Consider the following 19,452-nt stretch of genomic DNA (forward strand, 5'->3'; position numbering starts at 1 on the left):
CGCTACGCGTCCCCGACGCCATCTAGATACACCAGAGGATCAAAGTCCTCGGGCTGTTCGTCCAGCCAATCCTCGGCGGCTGCCAACTCTTCGGATTCGTATGTCTCTGGCTTCCAGATCTGGAACGTGTCGCCGGCGGCGATAAAGAACGCCTCACCCTCAAGCCCGATCTTGTTGCGCAGCTTGGCGGGCAGCACCAAGCGCCCGGTTTCGTCCACCGTGGTCGGGAAGGACTGACCGTGGAACATGCGCTGCAGCATCTTCCGCTGCATCGAGCCACGCGGCAAAGCGTCAATCTTGTCGTCGACCTCTTCGATTGCCTGCATGGTATAGCATTCAAGGAACTTGCGGCGGTGGTCACCGTAGACAATCACCAGTTCAGGCGTGTCTCCGGGCTGCCAATTGGGGTCAGAGGCCTCAAGCACACGGCGAAACGAGGCCGGGATTGAGACCCTGCCCTTCGTATCAACCTTATGCTGGCTTTCGCCTCTAAACCTGCGCGCCAAGACGACTGTCCCTTTCGCTTGCGCCCCACCTAAATTTCACGCCCCCCGGATGTAAAACGGCGGGTTGATCTGCTGCCACTGATCAACCCGCCGCATTGACCCGCTTTGCGGGATGTCCAGCTGCGCGCGCCACCTGGGGGGGATGTCTGCTCGCCCGCGCGCCGGATCTCTTGATTGATGAAAGCGAGATGCCTGTATGAAACCTGTTTTTGTTGGTTCGGGGTCGTTTGGCGCCCCATGTGCCTCGTCCTCATCGGATATACAAGGGATGACATGGGAATTCATGGAAAGCAACAACAAAATTCATCGATTCACCGACGAACTCACAACATAGCCAAGCTGAAATCAAATGAAAACCATGCAACTTGCACCACAAATACGCGCTACGCAAAGATTAAACACTACATATGGTACAATCAGACTAGCGCCCATTTTGTCCCATGCTTTCCCAGAAATTTTCAAAGTTCTTGAGGCTCTCGCATCCGACCACCGGCCCAAACGCCAATCTCTCCGCGAATCACCCAGGACAACGCACTATCCGACGTCTGACCCAAAGCCTCTCGATCTCCGCCCATGAATTCCCATAGGCCCGCGACATCCACCGAAAGGGCTTGCCGTCACATAGCGATTTCAGAACGCACAAATTTCACAAGAGGGCGCACAAAGAAGCAGCAGCCGCAAACCCACCCCACCGTTCAGACCCAAGCGAAGGCCGTTGACGCGATGGTAAAACCCTTACTTTAAAGCTCTTTAGGCATCCCAACGCCCAACACGTTGATATCTATGCAATTGCCGCATAGCAGCATTGACGACGTGAGCTATTGTGCAATTGCAGCATTTGCCTATTTTCAGTCTCAAGCAAGCGCCGGGACACACCGGCAATGACAAGAACTATCGGGTACGCAAATGGCCGCAGTAACACATCAGACCGCGCTGAAAGGCGCACCAGCAACTGGCCTGGCTTCATTGGTCGAGGCTGCAAAGACCCGGTTCGTCCGGTATCGCGTGTACCGCCAGACAGTTAACGAACTGTCCGAGCTGTCAAATCGCGAACTGGCCGATCTGGGCCTGCACCGTTCGATGATCCGCCGCCTGGCACTGCAAGCGGCCGAAGAACACGTCGCGCATTAAGCGCGCACCGAAATAACCAGGATCAGGTCCTTCCTCCTCCCTTTAGGACCTGTATTACAGCGGCGACATCTCTCCTCCTCCCTGATGTCGCCGCACCCTATACCGGCCCTGAACGCCGGAAACTGACACACCGGGTATTCCTCCTCCCTTTCCCGGTGTTGAAAGCGCGCGGCGACGTCTCTCCTCCTCCCTGACGTCGCCGCGTCTTCCTCATACCGGGATCAAACCCGGGTTCGGATACATCGGGGCTCTCCTCCTCCCTGCCCTGATGTTGAAAAGAACGGCGGTTCCCCTCCTCCTCCCTGGGAACCGCCGTTTTTACGTTTTCAGACAGGAAAAGACGCCACGGCCAAAGCCGGGCGCCCCTCAAAAGAATCGAGCATGTGCCGTCAGGCACATTCCATTTGGCTAAAACGGCACGTCGTCCTTGGCCGACAGGAATCGCGAGACCACCTTTTTTGTGCCCGCCTTGTCGAAATCAACTTCGACCTTGTCCCCTTCGATGCCGATCACCGCGCCATAGCCAAATTTCTGGTGAAACACGCGCTCACCCAAAGTGAAACTGGCCACCGCCGTGGCGTCGATCACCGTGTTTCGGCTCTCCCGCGGTTGCGATGTACCATATTGCCCCTGCCGCGCCTGCATCCGCTTCCAGCCGGGTGAGTTGTAGACATTCGCCTCAGCCGCGCGCGTTTCGATGCTGGCCGTCGGCTGACCTCCTCCATAGAGACCCGGAGGCGTCAGCACCTCCACATGATCCTCGGGCAATTCGTCGATGAATCGCGACGGCATGGAATTCTGCCACTGCCCGAACACCCGCCGGTTGGCGGCAAAGGAAATCGTACAGACCTCTTCTGCGCGGGTGATTCCCACATAAGCCAGCCGCCGTTCCTCTTCGAGGCCCTTGATCCCCTGCTCGTCCATTGACCGCTGTGAGGGGAACAAGCCATCCTCCCACCCCGGCAGGAATACAGCTGGAAACTCCAGCCCCTTCGCCGCATGCAGGGTCATGATCGAGACCTTGGCCCCGTCGCCGTCCTGCTCGTTGTCCATCACCAGGCTGACATGTTCCAGAAACCCTTGAAGGTTCTCGAAATTGTCCAGCTGATTGACCAATTCCTTGAGGTTTTCCAGCCGCCCCGGCGCTTCGGGCGTCTTTTCGTTCTGCCAATGGCCGGTGTAGCCGGATTCGTCCAAAACGATCTGCGCCAGTTCGATATGGGTGTGTTCCGGCGCACCATAGCGGATGGGCGAGACCCCATCATCGATCACCGTGTCATCATCCACCTCGATCCGAGGTCCCCGCGTCATCGCATTCCAACGTGCCAGCCCGTCGATCAACTCGCGCAGCGCCTTGCCGCCCTTGCCCTTGATCAGCCCATTCTCAACCGCAATCCGCGCACCCTCGACCAGAGACACGCCGTTTTCCCGCGCCACCACCTGAATCGTTTGCTGCGCCTTGTCTCCAAGGCCGCGTTTTGGCGTGTTCACGATCCGCTCGAAGGCCAGATCATCCTCGGGGCTGACCACCAGCCGGAAATAGGCCATGGCATCGCGAATCTCCATCCGCTCATAGAACCGAGGTCCGCCGATCACCTTGTAAGGTAGACCGATGGTCAGAAACCGATCCTCAAACGCCCGCATCTGATGCGAGGCACGGACCAGAATCGCAATCTCATCGAGGTTCATCGGCCTCGCGCCGCGCGTGCCGCCCTGCATCGCGTCAATTTCCTCACCGATCCAGCGGGCCTCTTCCTCGCCATCCCAATGGCCGATCAGCCGAACCTTTTCGCCCTCTTTCGCGTCGGTCCACAGCTCTTTGCCCAAACGGCTTTCATTGCCGCGGATCACATTCGACGCGGCAGCCAGAATATGCGGGGTCGAGCGATAGTTCTGCTCCAGCCGCACCACATATGCACCGGGAAAATCCTTTTCGAACCGCAGGATGTTGCCCACCTCGGCCCCGCGCCAGCCATAGATCGACTGGTCGTCGTCTCCGACGCAGCAGATATTCTTGTGCCCTCCGGCCAGCAGGCGCAACCAGAGATATTGGGCAACGTTGGTATCCTGATACTCGTCGACGAGAATGTAGCGGAAGCGGTGCTGGTAATTTTCCAGAACGCCCGGACGGGTCTGGAAAATCGTGACCATGTGCAGCAGCAGGTCACCGAAATCCACCGCGTTCAGTTCGCGCAGGCGGGTTTGGTATTGGGAATAAAGCTCAATACCCTTGTTATTGTATGCGCCCGCATCAGCAGCAGGCACCTTATCCGGTGTCAATGCCCGGTTTTTCCAGTCGTCAATGATCCCTGCCAGCATCCGAGGGGGCCATCGCTTTTCATCGATATTCGCCGCCTGAATCACTTGCTTGAGCAGACGCAATTGATCGTCCGTATCCAGAATGGTGAAGTTCGATTTCAGATCGACCAGTTCCGCGTGGCGACGCAAGAGCTTGACACAGATGGCGTGGAAAGTCCCCATCCATTGCAATCCGCTGCTAACGTTGACGGGATATTGTTCTACACGTTTTTTCATCTCCTTTGCCGCTTTGTTCGTAAACGTAACAGCGAGGATCTGATCCGATCTGGCGCGGCCGTCATCCAAGATTTCTGCAATGCGAGAAATCAAACACCTAGTTTTACCTGTTCCAGCTCCGGCTAAAACCAATAATGGACCATCAAGAGTAGTGGCTGCTTTCATCTGTGGATCGTTCAACCACTTCAAATGATCCTTCGGACGCGTGGCCATAGCCCGCGCGGACAGTGATGCGCCCTCAAAGGCGTCCATTTCGTCGTTACTGCTCATCCCCCCAAACTACGCCGGATGCGCGCCGAGGGAAAGAGTTTGTTCACCCCTTGTTCGCACAGTTTTTCACCTCCTTTACCACCAATTCTAACCAATACGCTTCGCTGCGCCACGCTCGCGTTAACCCACTGTCAAAGCTTGCATCCGATGCTGAGGTCAAAGCTGTGGGAGCGCGGATCATGAAAAACACTGACGGATCGGGCATGGTGTCCCGTCTGAAACTTGCTGGCATCATTCTGACGATGGGAGGCCTCACGGCCCTGTCAGGTTGGGGAATTTACGCGATTCCCGCGCCGGTGGTCGACCGGATGCTGGAATCCGACCTGCGCCACGCCGCAGCGCAGATGAACCGGCAAGTGGTTTCTCATCTCGAGGATGTTGACGCCACCTTTCGCACCGGCAAGCTGGACGCCCATGATGAAGAGTTTCTGGAATTGCTGCCCGCAACCTCGGACATCTACCGCTTCAAACTCTTCAACGACGCAGGGCGGGTGATCTGGTCGACCCGCGCCACGGACGTGGGTTCGGTCAACAGCGACTCCTATTTCAGCGACGTGCTGGGCCGGGGAAACATCGTATACAAACATGAAGAAAAACCCCTGACCGAAGTCGACGATTTCGACGGCAACCTGCTGGAGTTCACCGGGCCGCAGACCCGCCACGTGGCCGAAATCTATACCCCCGTCATCCGCGAAGGCCGCTTTGTCGGTGCAATCGAGTTTTATTCGGACATCACGCAGGTGCGGAATCTGTTCATCAATCGGGTTCGCCTGTTGCTGACCGTGCTCAGCGGCATTGCCCTGCTTGCCCTGTCGGCGGTGACACTGGTCATTTTCCGCGCCAACCGGCGGCAGGTGCGCAGCCTGCGGGGCCGCGCCGCAAAAGAGCGTGAACTGATGGACGACCAACTGCGCCTTGCGCGCGAGGTCCGCTTGCTGGGCGAGTTGAACGAATGGCTGCAATCCAGCCGCTCGCTAGATGAGCTGTTCGACATGGTGTCGCGTTTCATGACCCATATCCTGCCCGAGGCCGAGGGCAGTGTGTATGTCTATTCCAATTCGCGCGATGTGCTGGATGGCTGTGCCAGCTGGAATGGCGGCACTCACAAATCGCATATCCATCCGGAAGGGTGCTGGGGTCTGCGGCGGGGGCGCACCTATGAATATGGCGCGTCCGAGATCGACTTTGTCTGCGAACATGCCGAACCGCATGATGGTCGGCCCTATTTCTGCTTTCCCATTCTGGCCCACGGGGAAACGGTTGGTCTTTTACATCTGCGGGCACATGAGGGCTGCGATGAGGTTTTTCATTCCAGCAAGAAGCTGGCCCAGCTTTGCGCCGAACAGATCAGCATGGCGATCGCGAATGTCCGGATGCGCGATCAACTGCATGACCAGTCGGTGCGCGACCCGCTAACCGGATTGTTCAACCGTCGGCACATGACCGAAACGCTGCGCAAATCCATCAGCCGCAGCCAACAGACAGGGGCCTCGCTGAGCCTGATTGCGGTGGATGTCGACCATTTCAAAAAGTTCAACGACACCCATGGGCATGATGCGGGCGACATGGTGCTGCGCGCGGTGGGGTCGGCCCTGGAACAGGGCTGCGACCGGGATGAGGTCGCCTGCCGCATCGGCGGAGAGGAGTTCATGCTGATCCTGCCGGACAACACGCCCGACGATGCCATCACCCGCGCCGAACAATTGCGGCAGGCTGTCGAAGCTGTCTCGGTCCGGTATGGGGAGAAATCCCTGCCGCGCATAACGATTTCCGTGGGCGTCGCCCACTACCCGGCGCATGGCACCATGCCACAGGACCTGATGCGTGCAGCGGATGACGCGCTGTATATGGCCAAAGACAAGGGCCGGAATCAGGTGCAGGTCGCCAAAGGTGCAGCCTCGGTCCCTTCGCCGGTGGCAGATGCAATGCACAAACGGGCGTCCAAATCCGCGCCACCGTCCTCAGCCGCTTGAAAACCTTGCAGAATCGCTGCGCAGGTTGGATCAATTCATATGGACCTGCACAGCTCATTCCCCGGCCTTGCCGACCTGAAGCGCCACGCAAAGCGCAGGATTCCTTTCTTCGTCTGGGAATATCTGGCAAGCGGCACAGGTTCCGAGACCACATTGCACCGCAACCGGGCCGCGCTGGATCAGGTGCAGTTTCTGCCCTCGATCCTGCATGGCCCCATCGAATTTAATACCGGCACGCGTTTTCTGGGGCAGGATTTTCCCCTGCCCTTCGGCATCGCACCCATCGGAATGGCCGGTCTGATCTGGCCGGACGCGGAAGGGCTGCTGGCACGTGCCGCCGCCGAGGCGGGACTGCCCTACACGCTCTCGACGGTCGCCAGCCAGAGCCCCGAGGATCTGGCCCCTCATCTTGGGCGGCACGCCTGGTTTCAGCTGTACCCGCCGAAAGACCCGGACATTCGCACCGACATGCTGAATCGCGCCAGATCCGCCGGGTTCTCGAACCTTGTGCTGACTGTCGACGTCCCGGTCGCCTCGCGGCGGGAACGGCAAACGCGGTCCGGTCTGACCAATCCTCCGCGACTGAGCCCGCGCCTGCTGGCCCAGATCGCCCTGCGTCCGGCCTGGGCCTTGGGCATGGCGCAAAACGGGATGCCCCGGATGCGGACACTGGACAAGTATATCGACGGAGACAGTGCCCTGCCGCCGACCGCCCATGCTGGCTACCTGCTGCGCACTTCACCAGACATGGAGTATGTCAATTGGTTGCGGGACGCATGGGACGGACCGTTCATCATAAAGGGCGTGATGCGCCCCGAAGATGCCGAACGGCTGCAAAAGGCCGGTGTTGATGCCATTTGGGTCTCGAATCACGGTGGACGGCAGTTTGACGGAGCGCCTGCAAGTATCAATGTGCTACCTTTGATCCGTGAGGCGACAAACCTGCCCCTGATCTTCGACAGCGGTGTCGAAGGCGGCCTGGACATTCTGCGCGCGCTGGCACTGGGCGCGGACTTTGTCATGCTCGGGCGCGGATTCCTGTATGGTATCAGCGCCTTGGGCGCAAAAGGGCCCGCGCATGTCATCGACATCCTGCGTCAGGACATGCTCGCCAATATGGGCCAAATGGGTCTTTCAAACCTGCAGGAAATCCCGACGGCAATCGCAAACATTGATGCTGCAGTGCAGCGAGTGTAAGACAATCACGCCAAAAGGCGGCGTTTGCGAGCGATAACATGCCGGTTCTACCCAGAAGGACTGATATACGAGCGCGTATTGTCCGCCTACTAACACGGCCAAACCATAAAGACCGGGACCGAAAATGACCGACTTCAAAAAGATCCTGATCGCCAACAGGGGCGAGATTGCCATTCGCGTGATGCGTGCAGCCAATGAGATGGGCAAACGCACCGTCGCTGTGTTCGCCGAAGAAGACAAGCTGGGCTTGCATCGTTTCAAGGCGGATGAGGCATATCGCATTGGCGAAGGCATGGGCCCGGTTGCGGCATATCTCAGCATTGATGAAATCATCCGCGTGGCCAAGGAATGCGGTGCGGATGCGATCCACCCCGGCTATGGCCTGCTGTCCGAAAACCCCGATTTCGTCGATGCCTGTGTGCAGAACGGCATCACTTTCATCGGCCCCAAGGCGGAAACCATGCGCGCCCTGGGCGACAAAGCCAGTGCACGCCGCGTCGCCGTTCAGGCAGACGTGCCGGTCATCCCGGCGACCGAAGTGCTGGGCGATGACATGGACGCGATCCGGGCCGAAGCCAAAGAGATCGGCTATCCGCTGATGCTGAAGGCCAGTTGGGGCGGCGGCGGGCGCGGTATGCGCCCGATCCACTCGGAAGATGAGCTGGAAGAAAAGGTTCTGGAAGGCCGCCGCGAGGCCGAGGCCGCATTCGGCAACGGCGAGGGCTATCTGGAAAAGATGATCACCCGTGCCCGCCACGTTGAGGTTCAGATCCTCGGCGACAAGCATGGTGAGATCTATCACCTCTTTGAACGCGACTGCTCGGTCCAGCGCCGGAACCAGAAGGTCGTCGAGCGCGCGCCTGCCCCGTATCTGTCCGAAGAACAGCGCGCCGAGATTTGTGAGTTGGGCCGCAAAATCTGCGCCCACGTGAACTATGAATGCGCCGGTACCGTCGAGTTCCTGATGGATATGGAGACCGGAAAGTTCTACTTCATTGAGGTGAACCCCCGCGTACAGGTGGAACACACCGTCACCGAAGAGGTCACCGGCATCGACATCGTTCAGGCGCAGATCCTGATCGCCGAGGGCAAAACGCTGGCAGAGGCCACCGGTGCCGCGAGCCAGGCCGATGTGCGCCTGAACGGCCACGCCCTGCAGACCCGGATCACCACCGAGGACCCGCAGAACAACTTCATCCCCGACTATGGCCGCATCACCGCCTATCGCTCGGCCACCGGCATGGGCATCCGTCTGGATGGCGGCACGGCCTATGCGGGCGGGGTGATCACGCGGTATTATGACTCGTTGCTGACCAAAGTGACCGCCAAAGCGCCAACGCCCGATGCGGCGATTGCCCGGATGGACCGCGCCCTGCGCGAGTTCCGTATTCGCGGCGTCAGCACCAATATCGACTTTGTCATTAATTTGCTGAAGCACCCGACCTTCCTGTCGAACGAATACACAACCAAGTTCATCGACACGACACCGGACCTGTTCACCTTCAAGCGCCGCCGCGACCGGGGTACCAAGGTTCTGACCTATATCGCGGATATCACCGTGAACGGTCACCCTGAAACCAAGGACCGCCCGGAACCGCGCGCCGATCTGAAAGAGGCCAAGCCCCCCGCACTGAAGGGTGAACCCAAAATGGGTACTCGCAACCTGCTGGAGCAGAAAGGCCCGCAGGCTGTCGCAGACTGGATGAAAGCCCAGCGGCAGTTGCTGATCACCGACACCACCATGCGCGACGGGCACCAGTCGTTGCTGGCGACCCGGATGCGTTCGATCGACATGATCAAAGTGGCGCCCAGCTATGCGGCCAACCTGCCGCAGCTGTTCTCGGTCGAATGCTGGGGCGGTGCGACTTTCGACGTGGCCTATCGCTTCTTGCAGGAATGCCCGTGGCAGCGTCTGCGCGACCTGCGCGAAGCGATGCCGAACCTGATGACCCAGATGCTGCTGCGCGGGGCAAACGGCGTTGGCTATACCAACTACCCCGACAACGTGGTGCGTGAATTCGTGCGTCAGGCATCGCAAAACATCGACGTGTTCCGCGTGTTCGACTCGTTGAACTGGGTTGAAAACATGCGCGTGGCCATGGATGCGGTTGTTGAAAACGGCAAGATCTGTGAGGGCACCGTCTGCTATACCGGCGACATTCTGGACCCGGATCGCTCTAAATATGACCTGAAGTATTATGTCGGCATGGCGAAAGAGCTGCGCGACGCAGGCGCCCATGTGCTGGGCCTGAAAGATATGGCGGGCCTGCTGAAACCGGCCTCGGCCCGCATCCTGATCCGGGCGCTGAAGGAAGAGGTTGGCCTGCCGATCCATTTCCACACCCACGACACCGCCGGCATCGCCAGCGCCACCATTCTGGCCGCATCCGAGGCGGGCGTGGACGCAGTGGACTGCGCGATGGACAGCTTCTCGGGCAACACCTCGCAGGCGACGCTGGGCACCGTGGTCGAGGCCCTGCGCCATACCGAGCGTGATACCGGTCTGGACATCAAGGCGATCCGCGAGATCAGCGATTACTTCGAGGCCGTCCGCGGACAGTACGCGGCCTTCGAATCCAGCCTGCAAGCTCCGGCGTCCGAGGTTTACTTGCACGAGATGCCCGGCGGTCAGTTCACCAACCTCAAGGCGCAGGCGCGTTCCTTGGGTTTGGAGGAACGCTGGCACGAGGTCGCGCAGATGTATGCCGACGTGAACCAGATGTTCGGTGACATCGTCAAGGTGACGCCGTCGTCCAAAGTGGTCGGTGACATGGCGCTGATGATGGTCAGCCAGGGCCTGACCCGCGAAGACGTGGAAAGCCCCTCGACCGATGTGGCCTTCCCCGACTCGGTGGTCGATATGATGCGCGGCAACCTGGGTCAGCCTCCGGGCGGCTTCCCAGACACCATCATCAAGAAGGTGTTGAAAGACGAAGCGCCCAACACCGAACGCCCCGGCAAGGATGTTCCTGCGGTCGACCTGGAGGCCACCCGCGCCGACCTGTCCAAGCAGTTGGAAGGCAAAGAGGTCGATGACGAGGACCTGAACGGCTACCTCATGTATCCCAAGGTGTTTCTGGATTACATGGGCCGCCACCGCACCTATGGTCCGGTTCGCACCCTGCCCACCCGCACCTTCTTCTACGGGATGGAGCCGGGCGAAGAGATCACCGCCGAGATCGATCCAGGCAAGACGCTGGAAATCCGCTGCCAGGCCATCGGTGAGACCGATGAAAAGGGCGAGGTCAAAGTGTTCTTTGAACTCAACGGCCAACCGCGCGTGATCCGGGTGCCGAACCGCTTGGTGACATCGTCCACGCAGGCCCGGCCCAAGGCCGAGGCGGGCAACCCCAACCACGTTGGCGCGCCCATGCCCGGTGTAGTCGCGACGGTCGCTGTCGCGGCGGGTCAAGAGGTCAAAGAGGGCGATCTGCTGCTGACCATCGAAGCGATGAAGATGGAAACCGGCATCCACGCGGAACGCGATGCCACGGTCAAAGCTGTTCACATTCAACCCGGTGGGCAGATTGACGCAAAGGACCTGCTGGTCGAACTGGAATAACCGGTTTAGCTTTCTGGGCTAACAGGGGCCGCTCGGGGAACCGGGCGGCCTTTTTTCGACCCGAGAAGGATAAACGCTCATGCTGTCAATCACACCTGTCTATGCCGCATTGCTGGCAATCTTGTTTGTCGCGCTCAGCGTCAAGGTCATCAGCCAGCGGCGCAGCGACAAGATTTCCTACGGCGACGGCGGGAATACAGCGATGCTCAAGGTGATGCGAACGCATTCCAACTTTGTCGAATACACCCCCTTTGCCCTGCTGTTGATCGCGATGGTCGAACTACAAGGCGCAGGTGGGCTGCTGCTGAACTTGCTAGGCCTGACATTGCTGAGCGGCCGCCTGTTGCACGCCTATGGATTCGGACGCAGCCCGCAGATCGTCATTCTGCGCCAGATCGGGATGCTCCTGACTTTCACAGCGATTCTGGTGGCCGCTATCGCGAATATCGTTCTGGCGCTGTGATCTGGTCGGCGGGGTCTACCCCGCCAGTACCCGCGTTTCGACCTGCGGCGCATCCCTCAGGACAGGCTCAACCTCACCCAGCCTGTCCTTCTCCGGTATACAAAGCGCCGATGTCAGCACGATTAGTGCCGCCAGCAGGGCCATCTTCATATCTGCTATCCGTGTCATGTCCTCTCCTCGAACCCTCTTGTTTTATGCTGCTCTAAGTGTTGAACGGCGCGCGCGCGGGATTCCGTCGAAAGATTTTTCCGCCTTTTTGTGTTTTTCCGCTTGCAGCCCCGCGTGGGAATTTATACATCCCTCCTCACTCAACGGCGCGGGCGTAGCTCAGGGGTAGAGCATAACCTTGCCAAGGTTAGGGTCGGGCGTTCGAATCGCCTCGCCCGCTCCATTGAGAGGTCTTCGGACCAGCATATGTATCTGATGCGGGCGTAGCTCAGGGGTAGAGCATAACCTTGCCAAGGTTAGGGTCGGGCGTTCGAATCGCCTCGCCCGCTCCAGATACCAACCTCCCTCAACACTCTGGTTCTTTTGCCACCGTTGCGCCATTCTGGCCGTGATTTCAATCATGCACGGAATTGGCCCATGTCGGACTATGTCATTCGCCCCCTCACCGCCGCCGAGGTTGAACACGCCGTGGACTGGGCGGGCCGCGAGGGGTGGAATCCGGGCGTACATGACGCCGCGTGCTTCCGCCCGACGGACCCGGATGGGTTTCTGGGCGGGTTTCTGGATGGTGAGATGATCGCGTCTGTTTCAGCGGTGAACTACGACGACGCGTTTTCATTCCTGGGGTTCTACATCGTGAAGCCCGAGTTTCGGCACCACGGCCACGGGCTTGAGATCGCGGGCCACGCGCTGGCCCATTGCACGGGGCGCAACATGGGGCTGGATGGCGTGGTCGAGCAGCAGGACAATTACCGAAAGTCCGGCTTTACCTTTGCCTATAACAATTATCGCTTTGCGGGAACGAAAACCCGGATGCTGGCCAAGTTAGACACTGGACAAAACGATCACGTTACCGATTTGACCAACGCGTCAGACGATTTGAAGGCCTACGACCGCCACCTGTTTCCTGCGCCGCGTGATCTGTTTCTGGACAGCTGGCTGAGCGCCTATAGCCATGTGTCAAAGCTCTATACCGAAAACGGCAGGATCCGGGGATATGCAACCCTGCGCCCCTGCCTCACCGGGTACAAGGTTGGGCCGCTGTTCGCCGATACGCCAGATATTGCGCGGGCTTTGCTGGGCGCGCTTTTGGCTGCGATCCCCGAGGATCACAACGAACACGAGATTTTTGTGGACATGCCGCAACCCAACCCCGCGGCCTTCGCATTGGCCAAGGAGCTGGGGCTGGACAAGGTGTTTGAAACGGCGCGGATGTATTCCGATCACGAGCCGGACATCGACCTGAACCGTATTTTCGGCGTCACGACGTTTGAACTGGGTTAGAACGCCTTGAACGTCATCGTGGTCAGCGACCGCTCGATATTGGGAATCACCAGCAGGTTTTCGTTGATGAAATGCCCAACATCATCGGTTTCGGGGATGTAGAGCTTCAGCAGCAGGTCATATTCACCACTGGTCGAATACAGTTCGGAATGGATTTCGCGCAGGGCGATTTCCTCGGCTACCTTGTAGGTGGTGCCGGGTTTGCAGCGGATTTGGATGAAAACGCAGGTGGACATGGGCCGGGCCTTGTTGATTGAGTTGCCTGCAGGCTGGCACGGGCCGCGACCGGGCGCAATCCCCTGCAACAGTTTGCGGCGAATGCGACGGGCGGTCTGGAAAACCCCGCCCTTCCCCGTCTATAAGCGCGCCTGTAGCAAAAGGAATTCGCCCATGCGCAGCGCAAAGATCAGCCGTCAGACCGCCGAGACCGAGATCTCGGTCGAGGTCAATCTGGACGGCACCGGCACCTATGACAACCAGACCGGCGTTGGCTTCTTTGACCACATGCTGGACCAGCTTGCGCGCCATTCGCTGATCGACATGACGATCAGCGCCAAGGGCGATTATCACATCGACGACCACCACACCGTCGAGGATACGGGGATTGCGCTGGGTCAGGCGCTGACGCAGGCCCTGGGCGACAAGAAAGGCATCCGTCGCTATGGCGAATGCCACCTGCCCATGGACGACGCGCAGGTGCGTTGTGCTCTGGATCTGTCGGCGCGCCCGTTCCTGATCTGGAACGTGGACCTGCCGACCCAGAAGATCGGCACATTCGACACCGAACTGGTGCGCGAGTTCTTTCAGGCGCTGTCCACCCATGGCGGCATCACCCTGCATATCGACCAGCTGCACGGCTTCAACAGCCACCACATTGCCGAGGCTGCCTTCAAGGCCGTCGCCCGCGCCCTGCGGCTGGCGGTCGAAACCGACCCGCGCAAGGCGGATGCGATTCCGTCGACCAAAGGCGCGCTGTAAATGCTGACCGCCATCATTGATTACGAGAGCGGTAACCTGCACTCGGCCGAAAAGGCATTTCAACGCATGGCGCGCGAGGTGGGCACGGGCGAGGTTGTCGTGACCTCGGACGCAGATGTCGTCGCACGGGCGGACCGGTTGGTGCTGCCCGGCGACGGTGCCTTTCCGGCCTGCGCCGCCGAGCTACGTGGCCACAAAGGCATCTATGACGCGATGGTCGAGGCGGTCGAACAGAAAGGCCGGCCGTTTCTGGGTATCTGCGTCGGGATGCAGCTGATGGCCTCAAAGGGTCACGAATATACCGACACGGACGGTCTGGGCTGGATTGCGGGTGACGTGGTGCGGATCGAACCTTCGGACCGGGCGCTGAAAGTCCCGCATATGGGCTGGAACGATCTGGTTTTGGAATGCGAGCATCCCGTTTTCGACGGGGTGAAATCGGGTGACCACACCTATTTCGTCCACTCCTACCATTTCCGCGTCAGCGATCCTGCGCAGCGGCTGGCCTATGTGGATTATGGGCAAGAGGTCACGGCCGTGATCGGCCGCGACACGATGGTTGGGATGCAGTTCCACCCGGAAAAAAGCCAGGACGTGGGCCTGCGCATGATCGGGAACTTCCTGACCTGGGCTCCGTAAAGCCTACTGAATGCGCGTCCAGGTCTGTCCGCGACAGACCAGACCACCCGCGACACACCCCTTGACGGTCAGCTCGTTCTGGCTGTCGAGGGTCATTTTCGAGTTGTAGGTCTTGTCCCGGTCCGGCGCCCAGATCTTGCCATTGGCATAGCTGCCGTCACCCTCGGGCTCCATGTCCCAGATGATCTGCTTGCCAAGATTCTCATAGGCCAGCTGCTGATTGCCGGATTTGTCAAAGGCGCTGTCGATGGTGCCACAGATCGCGCTGCCGCACGGAGCAATCGTGACATGCAGGTAACCGCCTTCGTCGCCCGGCTGCGTCTTCCACAGGCCATCGACCGGATCAGCGAAAGACGCCGTTGCCAGTACTGCAAAGCCTGCCGCAAGAGTAATTTTCTTCATGATTTCCTCCCTGTTTTGCCGTCAGTCTGACGGGCGGAACCCAACTGGGCAAGAATGACTTAGCGTCGCGTTGCATCCCCTGCCCCGCCTGTGCGATATCCCGCGCGTGTAACACTGATATAGGGCCGCCGATCATGATCCTTTACCCCGCCATCGACCTCAAAGACGGCCAGGCCGTGCGCCTGCTGCGCGGAGAAATGGACAAGGCAACCGTGTTCAACGAAGACCCTACCGCGCAAGCTCGCGCATTCGTCGAGGCGGGCTGCGAATGGCTGCACCTTGTCGACCTGAATGGAGCTTTCGCGGGTGAGCCGGTGAACGCAGCCCCGGTCGAAGCCATCCTGAAAGTCTGCGACGTCCCCGCCCAGTTGGGTGGCGGAATCCGCGATATGGCCACGATCGAGACCTGGATCGGCAAGGGACTGGCCCGCGTGATTCTGGGCACCGTCGCGGTGGAAAACCCCGATCTGGTGCGCGAGGCCGCGCGAGAATTCCCCGGCAAGGTCGCGGTGGGCATCGACGCCCGTAACGGTATGGTCGCCACCAAGGGCTGGGCCGAGGAAACCGATGTGCAGGTCACCGATCTGGCCCGCAGCTTCGAGGATGCAGGCGTTGCCGCCATCATCTATACCGACATCAACCGCGACGGCGCGATGCAGGGTCCGAATATAGAAGCCACCGCCGACCTGGCCCGCGCCGTATCGATCCCGGTGATCGCTTCGGGTGGCGTCAGCTCATTGGACGATCTGATAGCGCTGCGCGATTGCGGTGTGGACCTGAACGGCGCGATTTCCGGTCGGGCGCTGTATGATGGCGCGATTGACCTGAAAGAGGCCTTGTCCACTCTGAGCAAATAGAGCCGCTCAGCAGCGGGTTACTGTATTGTCCATTTGTTCCTGGGCTGCCCGTCTTTGTACGGCTGCAGTTCCTTTTCGCTTATGCGAACGAATTGAAAGCACCCCACCCAATCGCCGGTCTCTTCACACCACATGTCGCCATCGACATACCATTTGCCTTCATACTTATTGCCACCAGAGTTACCGGCAAGCTTTCCCTTTTTACGGCCTTTGCTGTAGGCTTGCGCCCATTGGGTTTTGTTATCCTGGTTCGAAATACCGTAAATCGTCGAACCCGGAATGGTCGCCAATATTTCTTTTTGTGTCATGAAATCCTGAGCTTGCGCTGCGCCGGTCAGGGCCAGAAAAGCAGCACCAGCAATCCCTATCGTTTTCAATGACGATTTCATGGAAAACTCCTCCCAAATACTGTTTGAAATGGGGGTATTTACCATAATCCCCCCGATCAAACAAATTTTGAAGGAGTTGGTGCTTCGGTAATCCGTTCCGGCGACGCACCGGTGCCTACTCGGCCGCAACCGCAGTCAGCTTGGCCAACGCACCGCGCATCTTTTCGATGACGGGGGAGTTTTCGACGGCGTCCAGCTCGTCCATCGTCTCTTTCGGGTCCTCGTAAGCCAGCCAGACCTGACCGTTCTCATCCTCGTAGGCTTGCACTTTCAGCGGCAGGAACAGGCCGGCACGCGGGTCGATCTGCATGGCCGGTGTGCCCAGCGCCGGGTTGCCGAAAATCAGAACCTGATTGGCCGGAATGGTCAGCCCGACCTTCTCGGCCCCCGCCGCGTGGTCGATACGCGCAAAGACCGTTGCGCCCGCATTGCCAACGGCGGCCTCAAGCGCGTCCAACGCCTCGGACACCGATTTGGCGGTGTTTACCTTGATGATGTCGTCTGCCATTGCGGTGACAGTTCCTCCAATTACAAAAACGGTTGTCAAAAAGAGTTTGCGCATCTCATTGATCTCCTGATGAATTTGGGGACAGTGTCCACAGGTTTGAGAGATGTGGCAATCACATCTCCGGCATCGGCGGGGCTTTGCCGGTTCCGGCCTTCGCCATAACTGCCGCAGCCTGCGCACCCGTCAATCGATCTCAAATCGTGAACAATTCCACACAAACGCGGCGAGTTTGCACTGATCAGCCGCAAAATGGTCAAGATTAGTCAATACGGCTGGACCGCTATCTTATACCGGAGTCTCCCCTGTGTCCTTTTCGAACGCATCGCAGCCGACAGAGAATTGGCGCTATTACGCTCCGGTCATCAGTTTTTGCGCGTCAATTTTCGTCAGCGCCAGCTTGCTGTTCTTTGTTCAACCGCTGTTTGCCAAGCTTGTGTTACCCAAAATCGGCGGGACTCCGGCGGTCTGGACCACCGCCATGCTGTTTTTCCAGCTGATGCTGATCCTCGGATATCTGTATGCCCATATGCTGACCCGCTGGTTTACCCTGCGGTGGCAACTTGTGACACATCTGGCCCTGTGGCTGCTGGCGCTTGGCTTTCTGCCCCTAGCCACACAAGAAGGCTGGAGGTTCGATTCCTCGCAATCCATTGCACTGCAAACGCTATTGCTGTTTGCGGCGGGCGTTGGGGTTCCATTTGCGGTGCTGTCCGCAAACGCTCCATTGCTGCAGGCGTGGTATTCCCGGTCCGGCGGGCCATCAGCCAATGACCCCTATTTCCTTTATGCGGCCAGCAATGTCGGCTCGCTATTGGCCCTGTTGGCCTTTCCGCTGATTGCCGATCCTTTTTATGGCGCGCGGGATATCAGCCTGTTCTGGTCCGCAGGCTTTGTCGTTTTTGGCGTTCTGCTGGCCATCAGTGGAGCGATTGCGCTGCGCGGCCCGTCATGCACCGTCCTTCCGCAAGAACCACGCGGGATCAGCGGCTATCTCAACGCAAAGACAATTGCCACCTGGGTTTTCATTGCCTTTGTCCCATCGTCGCTGATGCTGGCCACCACAACCAAGCTCAGCATTGACCTGGGGTCCATCCCTTTGATCTGGGTCGTGCCGCTGGCCACCTATATCCTGACCTTCATTCTGGCCTTCGCAAAACGGCAACCGAACACGTTGGAGAGCCTGAAAATCCCGGTTCTGTTCGCCATGGCAATCGGTGTGGCCCTGCTATTCAGGCTAGGGTCCGCACAACTGCCTCTGGCTGCGATGCTGGTCTATATACCGCTTCTTTATCTGGTCGCAATGTTTGCACACCGGCTGCTCTATGAAATGCGGCCACCAGCCGAGCACCTGACGACGTTCTACCTTGCCCTCTCGGTCGGCGGTGCCTGTGGCGGGTTGTTCAACTCGATCATCGCGCCCGCCGTGTTTGACCGAGAGATCGAGTTCGCCCTGACCCTGCTTGCCGCCGGGGGGCTGTTCCTGATCCAGTCCGGCAGTTTCAACCTTCGTCAGGCTCTGCTTGGCGCTGCGGCGGTCGCTCCGCTTGCTTTCGTGATCTGGAAACTGAACCAAGGTGACGCGACGGGCGCAAATACGCTGCCCACGGCTATTTCAGCTATTTTGGTCGCTGGAGTGCTGCTTTGCTTCAGAAAAAGACCGGCGCAGATGGCAGCGGCTCTTCTGATCTTCCTGGCCCCGACCTTGATGCCCACGACCGATGTGCACTTCCGCGACCGCAGCTTTTTCGGAACACACGCGGTTTATGATCGTGACGGTTTTCGGGTCTACAAGAACGGCACTACGATTCATGGCGGGCAAAGGCTGACCGCCCCCGGTATCCGCCCTGTTGGGTCATCTTACTATCATCCGGACGGGCCGATGGCCGAAGTTCTGACCTCGGAATACGGGCGGACCGCCGACAAGGTTGGCATCGTCGGCCTCGGGACCGGTGCGCTGGCTTGTTATCGACAGCCACACCAAACATGGGAATTCTTCGAGATCGATGAGACCGTCGATCGGATCGCCCGCGATCCGGAGTTGTTCACCTACATGTCAGACTGCGCCCCGGGGTCGACCACCCATTTGGGGGATGCGCGGATCGTATTGGCACATCAGAAATTTGCCTTCGATATCATGGTGCTGGACGCCTATAGTTCGGACGCGATTCCCCTGCACCTGATCACTCTGGAAGCGATCCAGACCTACATGAGCCAGTTGAACCCGGACGGAACTTTGGTCTTCCACATCTCCAACAAATACTACGATCTGGCCCCACAACTTGCACGGGCCTCTGAAACGCTTGGTCTGCACGCGGCGATCAAGTGGGGTACGGTCAACGAAGAGGCCCAGAAACAGGGTGCCGCAAACTCGCTTGTCGCCATCCTGAGCCGTGATGAAAACCGCATCGCTGGGTTCACCGACACCGGAACCTGGCATCCCATGATCGCTGATGGTCAGAACGCCTGGACTGACGACAAGGCCAATCTGCTGTCGGCGCTCAGGATGTTGGCTCAGAACTAGGGGCAGGCTGCGCCACAGGCGTTGTGGCGTGGCAAATTCAAATCCCTCGGCACTGGCATCGGCGGGGCT

17 protein-coding genes and 2 tRNA genes are annotated in these 19,452 nt (G+C 59.1%); 12 read left to right on the top strand and 7 right to left on the bottom strand.

Translation table 11 applies throughout. The features are described 5' to 3' along the window. Window positions 1-2 precede the first annotated feature (2 nt). Window positions 3-506, bottom strand: a complete 504-nt coding sequence (mraZ, locus tag ACR0NT_RS03735) for a division/cell wall cluster transcriptional repressor MraZ (protein WP_170441167.1) — start codon at window positions 504-506, stop codon at window positions 3-5. Window positions 507-1,412: 906 nt separating this feature from the next. Between mraZ and ACR0NT_RS03740 the strand changes: the two genes are divergently transcribed. Further along, on the top strand, window positions 1,413-1,637 hold the full coding sequence (locus ACR0NT_RS03740; RefSeq protein WP_170441165.1) for a DUF1127 domain-containing protein: 225 nt from the start codon (window positions 1,413-1,415) through the stop codon (window positions 1,635-1,637). Window positions 1,638-2,045: 408 nt separating this feature from the next. On the opposite strand, the gene ACR0NT_RS03745 is transcribed toward ACR0NT_RS03740, so the two are convergent. Next, window positions 2,046-4,442, bottom strand: a complete 2,397-nt coding sequence (locus ACR0NT_RS03745; protein WP_170670771.1) for a UvrD-helicase domain-containing protein — start codon at window positions 4,440-4,442, stop codon at window positions 2,046-2,048. 179 nt (window positions 4,443-4,621) lie between these two features. Here ACR0NT_RS03745 and ACR0NT_RS03750 point away from each other — a divergent pair, with 179 nt between their 5' ends. The 4 genes from ACR0NT_RS03750 to ACR0NT_RS03765 all read left to right on the top strand — a co-directional run bounded on the left by ACR0NT_RS03750 (window position 4,622) and on the right by ACR0NT_RS03765 (window position 11,637). Next, window positions 4,622-6,415, top strand: a complete 1,794-nt coding sequence (locus tag ACR0NT_RS03750) for a sensor domain-containing diguanylate cyclase (RefSeq protein WP_480442623.1) — start codon at window positions 4,622-4,624, stop codon at window positions 6,413-6,415. A gap of 39 nt (window positions 6,416-6,454) precedes the next feature. Continuing rightward, entirely contained in the window at window positions 6,455-7,612 is a 1,158-nt protein-coding gene (locus tag ACR0NT_RS03755) for an alpha-hydroxy acid oxidase (protein WP_170670769.1), read from the top strand. A gap of 124 nt (window positions 7,613-7,736) precedes the next feature. After that, window positions 7,737-11,174, top strand: coding sequence for a pyruvate carboxylase (locus tag ACR0NT_RS03760; protein WP_170670767.1), 3,438 nt, complete (start codon window positions 7,737-7,739; stop codon window positions 11,172-11,174). Between the two features lie 79 nt (window positions 11,175-11,253). After that, entirely contained in the window at window positions 11,254-11,637 is a 384-nt protein-coding gene (locus ACR0NT_RS03765) for an MAPEG family protein (RefSeq protein ID WP_170441157.1), read from the top strand. Between the two features lie 15 nt (window positions 11,638-11,652). Here ACR0NT_RS03765 and ACR0NT_RS03770 read toward each other — a convergent pair whose 3' ends face one another. Next, window positions 11,653-11,805, bottom strand: coding sequence for a hypothetical protein (locus ACR0NT_RS03770; RefSeq protein ID WP_170670765.1), 153 nt, complete (start codon window positions 11,803-11,805; stop codon window positions 11,653-11,655). A 148-nt stretch (window positions 11,806-11,953) separates the two neighbouring features. Between ACR0NT_RS03770 and ACR0NT_RS03775 the strand changes: the two genes are divergently transcribed. The 3 genes from ACR0NT_RS03775 to ACR0NT_RS03785 all read left to right on the top strand — a co-directional run bounded on the left by ACR0NT_RS03775 (window position 11,954) and on the right by ACR0NT_RS03785 (window position 13,089). Then, window positions 11,954-12,028: transfer RNA gene (locus ACR0NT_RS03775), tRNA-Gly, on the top strand. 34 nt (window positions 12,029-12,062) lie between these two features. Then, window positions 12,063-12,137: transfer RNA gene (locus ACR0NT_RS03780), tRNA-Gly, on the top strand. Between the two features lie 85 nt (window positions 12,138-12,222). Next, a complete protein-coding gene (locus ACR0NT_RS03785; RefSeq protein ID WP_170670763.1) occupies window positions 12,223-13,089 on the top strand; it encodes a GNAT family N-acetyltransferase in 867 nt (288 codons plus the stop codon). Here ACR0NT_RS03785 and ACR0NT_RS03790 read toward each other — a convergent pair. Then, the gene (locus ACR0NT_RS03790) at window positions 13,086-13,325 is read right to left on the bottom strand and encodes an Lrp/AsnC family transcriptional regulator (protein ID WP_074735480.1); all 240 of its coding nucleotides are present in this window, start codon (window positions 13,323-13,325) and stop codon (window positions 13,086-13,088) included. The two genes, ACR0NT_RS03785 and ACR0NT_RS03790, sit on opposite strands and share 4 nt — an antisense overlap. A gap of 154 nt (window positions 13,326-13,479) precedes the next feature. Between ACR0NT_RS03790 and hisB the strand changes: the two genes are divergently transcribed. Then, window positions 13,480-14,067 carry an imidazoleglycerol-phosphate dehydratase HisB gene (gene hisB, locus ACR0NT_RS03795; protein ID WP_170670761.1) on the top strand — a complete coding sequence of 196 codons (588 nt, stop codon included), beginning with the start codon at window positions 13,480-13,482 and terminating at the stop codon, window positions 14,065-14,067. After that, a complete protein-coding gene (hisH, locus tag ACR0NT_RS03800; protein ID WP_170670759.1) occupies window positions 14,068-14,706 on the top strand; it encodes an imidazole glycerol phosphate synthase subunit HisH in 639 nt (212 codons plus the stop codon). Between the two features lie 3 nt (window positions 14,707-14,709). Here hisH and ACR0NT_RS03805 read toward each other — a convergent pair whose 3' ends face one another. Beyond that, window positions 14,710-15,108, bottom strand: a complete 399-nt coding sequence (locus tag ACR0NT_RS03805; RefSeq protein WP_170441147.1) for a DUF2147 domain-containing protein — start codon at window positions 15,106-15,108, stop codon at window positions 14,710-14,712. A 134-nt stretch (window positions 15,109-15,242) separates the two neighbouring features. On the opposite strand from ACR0NT_RS03805, the gene hisA reads away from it, so the two are divergent. Beyond that, window positions 15,243-15,965 carry a 1-(5-phosphoribosyl)-5-[(5-phosphoribosylamino)methylideneamino]imidazole-4-carboxamide isomerase gene (gene hisA / locus ACR0NT_RS03810; RefSeq protein WP_170670756.1) on the top strand — a complete coding sequence of 241 codons (723 nt, stop codon included), beginning with the start codon at window positions 15,243-15,245 and terminating at the stop codon, window positions 15,963-15,965. A gap of 17 nt (window positions 15,966-15,982) precedes the next feature. Here hisA and ACR0NT_RS03815 read toward each other — a convergent pair whose 3' ends face one another. After that, the gene (locus ACR0NT_RS03815; protein WP_170670754.1) at window positions 15,983-16,354 is read right to left on the bottom strand and encodes a hypothetical protein; all 372 of its coding nucleotides are present in this window, start codon (window positions 16,352-16,354) and stop codon (window positions 15,983-15,985) included. Between the two features lie 115 nt (window positions 16,355-16,469). Next, on the bottom strand, window positions 16,470-16,862 hold the full coding sequence (locus tag ACR0NT_RS03820; RefSeq protein ID WP_170441142.1) for a DUF302 domain-containing protein: 393 nt from the start codon (window positions 16,860-16,862) through the stop codon (window positions 16,470-16,472). Between the two features lie 304 nt (window positions 16,863-17,166). On the opposite strand from ACR0NT_RS03820, the gene ACR0NT_RS03825 reads away from it, so the two are divergent. Beyond that, window positions 17,167-19,383, top strand: coding sequence for a fused MFS/spermidine synthase (locus ACR0NT_RS03825; RefSeq protein ID WP_170670752.1), 2,217 nt, complete (start codon window positions 17,167-17,169; stop codon window positions 19,381-19,383). Window positions 19,384-19,452 lie beyond the last annotated feature (69 nt).

The sequence above is a fragment of the Ruegeria sp. AB10 genome, from assembly GCF_056542745.1.